Annotated in this window: 6 protein-coding genes and 1 pseudogene; 2 read left to right on the top strand and 5 right to left on the bottom strand. The window is 59.6% G+C overall.

All coding sequences use genetic code 11. The annotated features are described in order from the left end of the window. Positions 1 to 305: 305 nt before the first annotated feature. Entirely contained in the window at positions 306 to 1,121 is an 816-nt protein-coding gene (locus tag HHJ06_RS11255; protein WP_215429867.1) for a LamG-like jellyroll fold domain-containing protein, read from the top strand. Positions 1,122 to 1,259: 138 nt separating this feature from the next. Here HHJ06_RS11255 and HHJ06_RS11960 read toward each other — a convergent pair. Beyond that, positions 1,260 to 1,407: pseudogene (locus HHJ06_RS11960) on the bottom strand (winged helix-turn-helix transcriptional regulator); the annotation flags it as partial. Positions 1,408 to 1,752: 345 nt separating this feature from the next. On the opposite strand from HHJ06_RS11960, the gene HHJ06_RS11260 reads away from it, so the two are divergent. Further along, a complete protein-coding gene (locus tag HHJ06_RS11260; protein ID WP_215429869.1) occupies positions 1,753 to 2,673 on the top strand; it encodes an arginase family protein in 921 nt (306 codons plus the stop codon). A gap of 117 nt (positions 2,674 to 2,790) precedes the next feature. Here the strand turns inward: HHJ06_RS11260 and HHJ06_RS11265 are convergent, their stop codons facing one another. The 4 genes from HHJ06_RS11265 to gyrB are packed head-to-tail and all read right to left on the bottom strand — an operon-like array spanning position 2,791 to position 9,962. After that, a complete protein-coding gene (locus HHJ06_RS11265; protein ID WP_215429871.1) occupies positions 2,791 to 4,062 on the bottom strand; it encodes a U32 family peptidase in 1,272 nt (423 codons plus the stop codon). A 3-nt stretch (positions 4,063 to 4,065) separates the two neighbouring features. Beyond that, positions 4,066 to 4,698 (bottom strand): lactate utilization protein, encoded by a 633-nt coding sequence (locus HHJ06_RS11270; protein ID WP_215429874.1) that lies wholly within the window; start codon positions 4,696 to 4,698, stop codon positions 4,066 to 4,068. A gap of 60 nt (positions 4,699 to 4,758) precedes the next feature. Then, positions 4,759 to 7,380, bottom strand: a complete 2,622-nt coding sequence (gene gyrA / locus HHJ06_RS11275) for a DNA gyrase subunit A (RefSeq protein ID WP_215429876.1) — start codon at positions 7,378 to 7,380, stop codon at positions 4,759 to 4,761. A gap of 23 nt (positions 7,381 to 7,403) precedes the next feature. Continuing rightward, entirely contained in the window at positions 7,404 to 9,962 is a 2,559-nt protein-coding gene (gene gyrB / locus HHJ06_RS11280) for a DNA topoisomerase (ATP-hydrolyzing) subunit B (RefSeq protein ID WP_215429878.1), read from the bottom strand. Positions 9,963 to 10,251 lie beyond the last annotated feature (289 nt).

The raw sequence follows: 10,251 nt of genomic DNA on the forward strand, positions 1-10,251 counted from the left end.
GCGTTGTATTATGGGAAGCTTTTCCTTTATAGCCGGAAGTCTTCCGGAAAGGTCCGGACCATGCAGGAAAAGCCGCGGGCCCGTGGTTGCCCAAGATCAAGGGGAACGTCAGCGAACTCTTTTCCCTGAAAGCCGGCACGTCCTGACGTTTATGTCCGTTTCAGACGCCGCAGGGCCCTGCGGCGTTCACGTGGGTGAAAGAATTCACGTACCGCTTTCAGTGCGTACCGGATTGGTAATCCGCAGAATGTCCCTTGTCCTGCAAAAAAAAGCAGGACATCCGGAATCAAACCAATCTCCATTTCATGAAGAAGACTTTATTGCTTTCCTCCTGCATCATCCTGCTTGGAGCTTTTGCTACGGCTCACGCCGCCGGAACGCTCGTATGGGACATGACCTTCACCGGAACTTCCAGTTCTCCGAATGCAGGGAATATCGTGGTTACGGGAACCGGCGGCGCGCCCTATGAGAGTCTCTCCCCTTCCTTCGGGGGCGGCTCCGTGACAAACGATGCTTACCATTCCAACGGTTCCCGCCTGACCATCACGGACAGTTCCTCCACCCTTTCCATGTGCAACAGTTTCAGTTTTGTGGTTAAAGCGGAACTGAACGGGGACAGCGCCTCCAACTGGCCCGTGCTGTTCGGTCTGGGCGAGTCCAATAGCTGGAACCTGAAAGTCAATTATACCAAGGGAGAGAATGCGGGATGGGGCTTCGCCCCTGAAGGCTACGGCCTTTCCGGTCTTACCTCCATGGCCGGAACCGTGGCGCAGGGCGCGGAACAGACCTTCATCGTTACCGTGGATGCCGGAACCAATGACGGCACGGCCCAAACGGGAACGTCCACGCTCACCCTGTACCTGAACGGGGAAGCGATCGCCACAGCGACGCTGGCCGCCGCCAACCGGACCAATGAAAAGCTGGATACATTCACGCTGGGAGGCCGCCCGATGAATGACAGCAACAACCAGACGGCGGAGTTTTCCAATGTCCGGCTCTATCAGGGCGTACTGAGCGCGGAACAGATTGCGGCCCTCAGCGTGCCGGAACCCGCCGCGGCCTCCCTCAGCCTGGCGGGGCTGGCCCTGCTGGCGCTCCGCCGCAGAAGGCCGCAGGAGTAAATGTTTTCTCCGGAAAAGCTCACGACGGATATTCCTTCACGGGAATATCCGTTTTTGATGGTTCGGCAGCGGCTTCTTTCCTTCCACAGCCATAGAATACGGGAAATCCAGGCCATTCCAGCTCCAAGGGCAATTGTCTTCCTGGAACAGGCGGTGAAGCTCGCTTGAGCGCTTCGGGCCTTCCGCCAGTTCAGAGATGATGCAGCGCTTTCATTTGCCGCCGATCATCTCCGCGGCTATTCTGATTCCACACCCAATTATCAAAGGGCAATTTTTTCTCGTACATGGCAGATGGGAGGAAACAGGAATTTCTTCCTCTCGCTTCATCAATTCCGGGAACATCTTTCAGCGTTTCCTGGATAAACTGCCGTTACGCCGTACAACTCCGCGGCGTTCAATGGAGGAGCGAAAGCTGGAATAAAGGTGCCGGAAGGCATGCATTGATCAATTTGCCGGCATACGAATAATTTATCCGTATTGCAGAAAGACGGAAATGGTCTAATTTCATATAAATGGGTTCCGCCCTTCCCAACATCTCACAGCAGCATAAAACATATTTTATGGTCAGTCACCGTATTGCCGGAGATATCCTTTGCCCCGGCGGAAGAAAACCTCACCAAACCACCAGCACATGAAAGATCAAACCAACACGATTCGCCTGATTTATCCCCAATGGCAGGGGGGCGTGGTAAGCCACTGGATGCCGGACCTGCCCGCGGAAGACGCTTCCCGGGGGTATTACCTGGGAGCGCAGCTTCTCCGGATGCTGGCGCCCGAAAGCGCCCAAAAGGCCGTTGAAGTCCCCGTTTCCCTGGATATTGGAGAAAGGAAAGTGGAGAAAGGCATCAGCGACCGGAGCGCCATTCTGACCCAGACCAGAGCGGCGCTTGAGAAGCTGCGTGAAACCAATCCGGACAAGATCGTGACGCTGGGCGGGGAATGCTCCGTCAGCGTTGTTCCCTTCACTTACCTGGCCGGAAAATATCCCGATGATGTGGCCGTGGTCTGGATTGACGCCCATCCCGACATCAATCTTCCGAACGATGAATACAAGGGTTACCACGCCATGGCGCTGACGGCCTGCATGGGGATGGGGGATGAAGAGATCATGAAGCTTCTGCCGGGGAAAGTGGACGCCTCCAACGTCCTGATTGCAGGATTGCGCGCCTGGGAAAAGGACGGAGGGACGAAGGAGCGGCAAAAGAGCCTGAACATCAAAAGCCTGTCTCCCGCGGAATTGGCCGATAACAGCGACGCTGTGATGAACTGGCTGAAAGAGAGGGGCGTTTCCAAGGTTCTCATCCACTTTGACCTGGACGTTCTGGACCCGGCGGAAATCATCGCGGGGGTGGGCGTAGAACCGGGAGGAATGAAGACCAGCGAGGTGGTCCGGGTGATTAACGACATCGCCGCCCGCTACGACGTGGCGGGCCTTACGGTAGCGGAACCGATGCCGCGCCTGGCGATCAAGATTAAAAACATGCTCAGCCAGCTCCCCCTGCTGAAGCAGGATGCCCGGCCAACCCCTGCCGGACAGGGAACGGGGGAATGAGCAACGTTCCTCCGTTTGTTCCCGCTATCCGGGAAAAACAAACGCCGGAGAAAGAGGGAACCGCCGTTTTCCCTCTCTCCGGCGGTCTTGTTTTTACATTTCTGCGGAATTAAAAGTTCAGGCGTCTTCCAGCGTGCGGGGGCGCAGCAGGTACACCTTGTCCCGGCGGCGCACCTGTTCCGGAACCGCCAGATAGACGGTTTCCCCCTTTTGCGCGGTTTCCACGGGTTCCATTCCGGCCGCCGTCTCCCGCTGCATGGATTCCACTTCCACGCGGACGGCACCCGTGGTGGGGCCCGCCATGAGGATGGTCTGCCCCACGGACAAGCCGCCTGCTTCCAGGTAAAGGGCCGCCACGCCGTTCTTTTTATAAAAGTTGTCCACCTTGCCGATGTGGATTTTCAGCAGGGAGGCGCGGCTGTTGGAGGACCCGCTCCATTCCCCCCATTTTACACCCAGGTAATACCCTCCCTGCCAGAAGCCCCGGTTGAATACGGATTCCAGCCGTTCCATCCACGCAGCCGCTCCGTCCGCGCAGAAGGAGCCGTCCAGGCACGCCTGCGCGGCTTCCCGGTACACGGAGGTGACCGTCCGGACATAGTCTGAGGAACGCCCGCGCCCTTCCAGCTTCAGCACGGAGACTCCGGCATCCAGTATCTGGTCCAGCACCGGAACGGTGCACAAGTCCCGGGGGGACATCACGTATTTGTTGTCTATCACCAGTTCATTGCCCGTTTCCTCATCCGTCACGCGGTAGGCGCGGCGGCAGTTCTGGAAGCAGGCGCCCCGGTTGGCGGAGGAGTTGTAGGCCGCCAGGCTCATGTGGCATTTGCCGGACACGGCCACGCACAGCGCCCCGTGGGCAAAGATTTCCACCCGGAGCAGTTCTCCGGAGGGGCCTCTCACGTCCTCCTTCCGGATAGATTCAATGATGTGCCTGATTTGCGCCAGGGTGAGTTCCCGGGCCAGCACCACCACATCCGCGTATTGAGCATAGAATCTGACGGAAGCCATGTTGCAGACGTTGGCCTGCACGGACATGTGGACTTCCAGCCCGATGGAACGGGCATAAGTGATCACCGCCAGATCGGAGGCAATGACGGCGTCCACTCCGGCCTTCCGGGCGGCGCGGCACAGGGAATGCACCGCCTCCAGCTCATCATCGTACACGATGATGTTGAGCGTCAGGTAGGCCTTAGCCCCCGCCTCATGACAGCGCGCGACGATTTCCGGCAGGTCTTCCTCTGAAAAGTTTGCCGTGGCGCGGGAGCGCATATTGAGCTTTCCTACGCCGAAGTACACGGAGTCCGCCCCGCCCTGCAACGCGGCGGCCAGGGATTCAAACGACCCCGCCGGGGCCATGATTTCTATCCGGGATGAAACGGGCATGGCTCAGAGTCCTCCGGATTCCTCCATCAGGATGACGGTGATTCTTCCCTTGGGGAAGCATTTGACGATGGACATGTGGATGTTGCACAGGCGGTCCGGGGAGTTGCAGTCCGCACAGGTTCCCGTGTACATGCAGGGCGTCTTGAAGTCTTCATGGCGTTTGGCGTTCAGCGGGGCAATGCGGCGGATGCGTTCAACAGCCTCCTCCGGGCCAGCCACCAGCTTGTTGGCTCCGGCCAGCAGAATGACGTGCCGGGGGCCGAACGCCACCGGGGCCACGCGGTTGCCCACCATGTCCACCCAGTGCAGGGTTCCCTTCATGCTGACAGCATTGATTCCGGTCAGGAAGAGGTCCGCCGTCATGCCGCGGCGGCGGATTTCCCATTTTTCCTCCCGGTCCATGTCCGGGAGAAAGCCGTCGTAAAATTGAATGTCCGGGTTGGCCCGCAGGTCGTCAAGAATTCCCGTGGACTTCAAGGTCATGGAGTCCCCGTAGGAGGCGGACGCGGGTTGGAACTCCCGCACCAAGCCGCGCATCAGGTCCGCGGCTTCCTTCAGGCCCGGGACTACACAGCTTCTGAATCCGCGCCGTTCCAGGCGTTCGGCGCACTTTTGCAGGGAAAGGATTTCTTCCATAAAAACGGCGAATGAAGAACCCCGCCCCGGCATGATTCCGGAGCGGGGTTCCATGGAGTTTTATTCTTCCGCAGGGGCTTCCGCTTCACCGGAAGGTTCCACGGCCTCCGCGTCTTCCCCGTCCTCCGGAATATCCTCTTCTTCATCATCCGGAATGACGATGGAGATGTCCTGGATGGCTTCGCCGTCGTTCAGCGTCATGAGCTTCACGCCCTGGGTGGCGCGGCCCGTCTCACGGACGGTAGCCACCTTGATGCGGACGGATTGCCCGGCCGTGGTCATGAGCATCAGTTCATCCTCCTCGGAAACGACCGTGGCGGATACCACCTTGCCGGTCTTGTCCGTGCAGTTCATGGTCTTGATGCCGGTGCCGCCGCGGCCCTGCGTGCGGTATTCCTCAAAGGAGGTGCGCTTACCGAGGCCGTTTTCAGAGGCCACCAGCAGGGTTTTCTGCGGGTCCACAATGGCAAGGGCCACCACGTAGTCCCCCTCGCGCGGGCGGATGCCGCGCACGCCGATGGTGTTGCGGCCCTGGGTGCGGAGGGCTTCCTCCGGGAAGCGGATGCTCATGCCGTCATGGGTGACGAGCACGATTTCATTTTCCCCGGTGGTGAGTTCCGCGTTCACCAGGGTGTTGCCTTCCTCCAGGTTGATGGCGATGATGCCGGCCTTGCGGTAGTTGACAAAGTCGTTCAGGCTGGTTTTCTTCACCGTGCCGTCCTTCGTGGCGAAGACCACGTTGCCGCTGCCTTCCGCAAAGGTGATGTCATTGCCCTTTTCATCCACCCGGCGTTCCAGGCGCAGGATGGCGGCGATGGCTTCCTCCGGCTGGAGGTCCAGCAGGTTCTTGATGTTGCGGCCCTGCGCGCTGCGGGCGGCCTCGTCAATTTCATACACGCGGTCCACGTACACGCGGCCGGTGTTGGTGAAGAACATCAGGTAGTCGTGGTTCTGGGCGGCGAAGAGGTGTTCGATGAAGTCCGCCTCCGCGTCTTTTTTGGCTCCCTTCGTGGTGGCGGCCTTCACGCCCTTGCCCCCACGGGCCTGCACGCGGTATTCCGCGGAGTTGGTGCGCTTGATGTAGCCGCTGTGCGTGATGGTGACGATCATCGTGTCGTTCGGGATCAGGTCCTCGATAGCCATGTCCCCGGAGAAGGGAATGATGCGCGTGACGCGCGGCGTGGCGTACTTGTCCTTGATCGCCATGAGTTCATCCTTCACGATTCCCAGCACGCGGGATTCGTTCGCCAGGATGTCCAGATAGTCCTTGATCCGGACCAGCAGTTCCGTGTATTCCCCGGAAATCTTGTCGTTTTCCAGAGCGGTGAGCTGGTACAGGCGCAGGTCCAGGATGGAATTGACCTGGCGTTCCGTAAAGATGTAGCGGTCCCCCTGCACGGAGGCCTGGGAACGGATCAGGATGCCCAGGCTTTCCGCCGTCTGCGTGGAGAAGGTGTAGTTTTGCAGCCGTTCGCGGGCTTCCTCCCTGTTTTTGGAGTCGCGGATGATGGTGATGAAGTCATCCATGTGGTGCAGGGCCAGCAGGAAGGCTTCCAGGCGTTCCGCGTCTTTTTCCGCATCCCCCAGCAGGTAGCGCGTGCGGCGCACGACCACCTCGCGGCGGTGCTCAATGTAGAAGTTAATGGCGTCCAGCATCGCGAGCGTCTTGGGGCGGTTGTCGTGAATCGCCAGCATGTTCACCGCAAAGGAGGTTTCCATGGAGGTGAGCTTGTAGAGCTGGTTCATGACTACCTGCGGGCGGGCGTCCCGCTTGAGCTCGATTTCAATGCAGGTTTTCTCGTCGGAAAGGTCCCGGATGCCGGAAATGTCCGTCAGTATCTTGTCCTTGTACAGTTCCGCAATGCGTTCCTGGAGGGCGGCGCGGTTTACGCCGTACGGCACTTCACGGATGATGAGGAGGTCCTTGCCGGAGTCCGTCATTTCCATGTCTATCTTGCCGCGGATGCGCACGGAGCCGCGCCCGGTGCGGAAGTAGCTGTCAATGCCGGAAAAGCCCAGCACGTCGCCCCCGGTGGGGAAGTCCGGCCCCTTGATGTAGTGGCGCAGTTCATCCACCGTCATGAGGGGGTTGTCAATCACGGCGCAGATGCCGTCCACCACTTCCCCCAGGTTGTGGGGGGGCATGTTGGTGGCCATCCCCACGGCAATGCCCGTGCCGCCGTTCACCAGCAGGTTGGGGAAGGCGGAGGGGAACACGGTGGGTTCCGTGTGCTCGTTGTCGTACGTGGGGACAAAGTCCACGGTGTCCTTGTCCAGGTCCGCCATCAGGGCCACCCCCATGCCGGAGAGCTTGGCTTCCGTGTATCGGGCGGCGGCGGGCGGGTCCCCGTCCGGCGTGCCGAAGTTGCCCTGGCCGATGACGAGGATGTCCCGCATGGACCAGTCCTGCGCCATGTTCACCAGGGTGCCGTAAATGGCGGCGTCCCCGTGCGGGTGGTAGTTACCCATGGTGTCACCCACGATCTTGGAGCATTTGCGGGTCTTGCCGCCGGGGGACAGGTTGAGCTCCTTCATGGCGTACAGGATACGCCGCTGGGAGGGCTTGAGGCCGTCTCTCACGTCCGGCAGGGCGCGGGAGATGATGACGGACATGGAGTAGTCCAGGAAAGAAGTGGAGAGCTCACTGGCTACGTCCACCGGTTTGATTCTATTGTTTTCCATGGTTCTGGGAGAAAGTGTAGGAATTAAACGTCAAGGTTGCGGACGTTGAGCGCGTGGTCCACGATGTAGTTCTTGCGGGGCTCCACCACGTCCCCCATCAGGATGGTGAACATTTCATCAGCCCTGACGGCGTTGTCGTCATTCAGGATGACGCGGAGCAGCTCGCGCCGTTCCGGGTCCATCGTCGTCTTGAACAGGTCCTTGGCGTCCATTTCACCCAGGCCCTTGAATCGCGTGATCTCCACGCCGCGCTTGCCGATGGTGATGACGGATTCCAGAATGTCCATCACGGAGAAGAGGGCCGTGGTCCGTTCCTTGTCTCCTTCCCCTTCCACCAGTTCAAACAGGGGCGTATCCATGGATACGAGCATGTTCCCGGGGATGCCGAGCTCTGCCAGGCGCGTCAGGGCGCGCGCAATGGCCTTGGCTTCATGCAGTTCATGGGTGATGGAGCGGCGGCTGGGGCCTTCCCGGTCCGGGAGGGGGTTTTCCAGCAGTTCCTCTTCCGTGGGCATGCCGAAGATGAAGAGGTCCCGGTTTTCATCCGAAAAGGCCGTGAGGGCCTCCATGTCATGGAAGAACAGGATTTCCTCCTCATTGCCGCTACGCACCTTCACCAGGAATTCCGGGAAGTCGCCGTTGGCCTCCCGGTGGTTGAGCAGGTCTTCCAGGGTGCCGCCCTGCGCCTGCATGGATTCCGTGTAACGCTGGAGGTTGACCAGCGTTTCCAGAATGGCGGAGAGCTCGTCCGGCGTAAAGGAACGGGAACCGTCCGCAAAGCGGAGGGTCACGTCATTGACGGCCAGTTCAATCAGTTTGCGGTTCAGGGCCACGTCATCCTGCACGTATTCCTCCTTCTTCCTGCGGATGATGCGGTAAAGGGGAGCCTGCGCGATGTACAGGTACCCGGCGCGCACCAGCTGCGGCATGTGGCGGCAGAAGAAGGTGAGCAGCAGGGTGCGGATGTGGGCGCCGTCCACGTCCGCGTCAGTCATGATGATGATTTTGTGGTAGCGCACCCGGTCCAGCTTGAAGGAGGCCTCATCATCCCCGTCCCCGATCCCGGCGCCGATGGCCGTGATCATGTTCTGGATTTCCCGGCTGCCCAGGGCCTTGTCCAGCCGCGCCTTTTCCACGTTAAGCACTTTCCCGCGCAGGGGCAGGATGGCCTGCGTGCGGCGGTCGCGCCCCATCTTGGCGGAGCCGCCGGCGGAGTCACCTTCCACAATGAAAAGCTCGCACTTGGCGGGGTCGCGGTCGGAGCAGTCCGCCAGCTTGCCCGGAAGGCCGCCGATGGAAAGAGCGCTCTTGCGGACCGTTTCACGCGCCTTGCGCGCGGCCTCGCGGGCACGGGCGGCCGTGATGCTCTTTTCAATGATCTTCTTGGCCATCGCCGGGTTTTCCTCGAAGTACGTCTTGATCTCTTCGTACACGACGTTCCCCACCACGCCTTCAATCTCCGTGTTCACCAGCTTGTCCTTGGTCTGGGAGGAGAAGCGCGGATTGGGCATCTTGACGGAGATGACGGCCACCAGGCCTTCGCGCACGTCCTCCCCGCTCAGGGAGGGGTCCTTTTCCTTGAGCAGGCCGTTCGCCTTCGCGTACCCGTTGATCACGCGCGTCAGGGCGCCGCGGAAGCCGGAAAGGTGCGTGCCGCCGTCCCCGTTATAAATGGAGTTGGCAAAGCAGAGGATGTTCGTTTCATACGTGTTGTTGTACTGGAACACCACGTCCACCAGCACGTCGTCGTCCATTTTCTTGCCGTCGTACTCCACTTCCACCTTCCGGACGCCGGAAATGGAGATGGGTTCCTCGTTGATCACTTCCTTGTTCCTGCCCAGCTGGCGCACGAATTCCACAATGCCCTCCTTGTAGAAGAACGTTTCCCGGCGCACGGGGGCTTCCCGTTCGTCAATCAGTTCAATAATCAGACCGGGGTTCAGGAAGGCAAGCTCACGCAGGCGCGTGGTCAGGCGGTCAAACTTGAACTCCGTGGTATCCGTGAAAATGGTGGCATCCGGGAAGAAGGTGATTGTGGTGCCCGTGATTTCACAGGCGCACGCTCCCACCGGGCGGAGAGGTTCCGTCGTCTTGCCGCGCTCAAACTTGATCTGGTAGCGCTTGCCGTCCCGGCGCACTTCCGCCTTGAACCAGTCGGACAGGGCATTCACGCACTTGGCGCCCACCCCGTGCAGGCCGCCGGAGTATTTGTAGGCGCCCTGGCCGAACTTGCCGCCGGCGTGCAGGTTGGTCAGCACCAGTTCCACGGCGGGAATGCCGAACTTCGGGTGCGTATCCACCGGAATGCCGCGGCCGTTGTCCACCACGGAAATGGAACCGTCCACATGAATCACAATGTCAATCTTGCTGCAATAGCCGGCCAGATGCTCGTCAATGGAGTTGTCCAGCACTTCAAACACGCAGTGATGCAGGCCTCTTTCATCAGGGTCCCCGATGTACATGCCGGGGCGCTTCCGCACGGCCTCCAGGCCCTCCAGTTTGTCAATCTGCGCGGCGCCGTATTCATGCTGCGCCGTCGTGGAAACGGTGGTTTCAACAACCTCGTTGGTATCTTCGGACATAACTGAAATATACTACGCTTATCTTAATTTTTTGCAAGGCTAATGTTAGAAAACGCGCGTGCGCGTGTGGGAGCTGCCTCCGCAAAAACCCGCTGTAATCGCATAAAAACAGGCCTATTTCTCGCCGCCCGGTTTTTTCTGACATAAGATAGCGGACAAGGGGTGCGGAAGTATTCTACGCGGTTTTACAGAATCTTGAACGGGGAGAGTTCACAGTGGAAGGTTGAGAGTTGAGAGTTCAGGGTGGAGAGAATGGACTTGATGGACAAAATGAACACCTTTTCTCTTT

Origin of the sequence: Akkermansia muciniphila (assembly GCF_018709685.1) — a bacterium.
Taxonomy (GTDB): domain Bacteria; phylum Verrucomicrobiota; class Verrucomicrobiia; order Verrucomicrobiales; family Akkermansiaceae; genus Akkermansia; species Akkermansia muciniphila_E.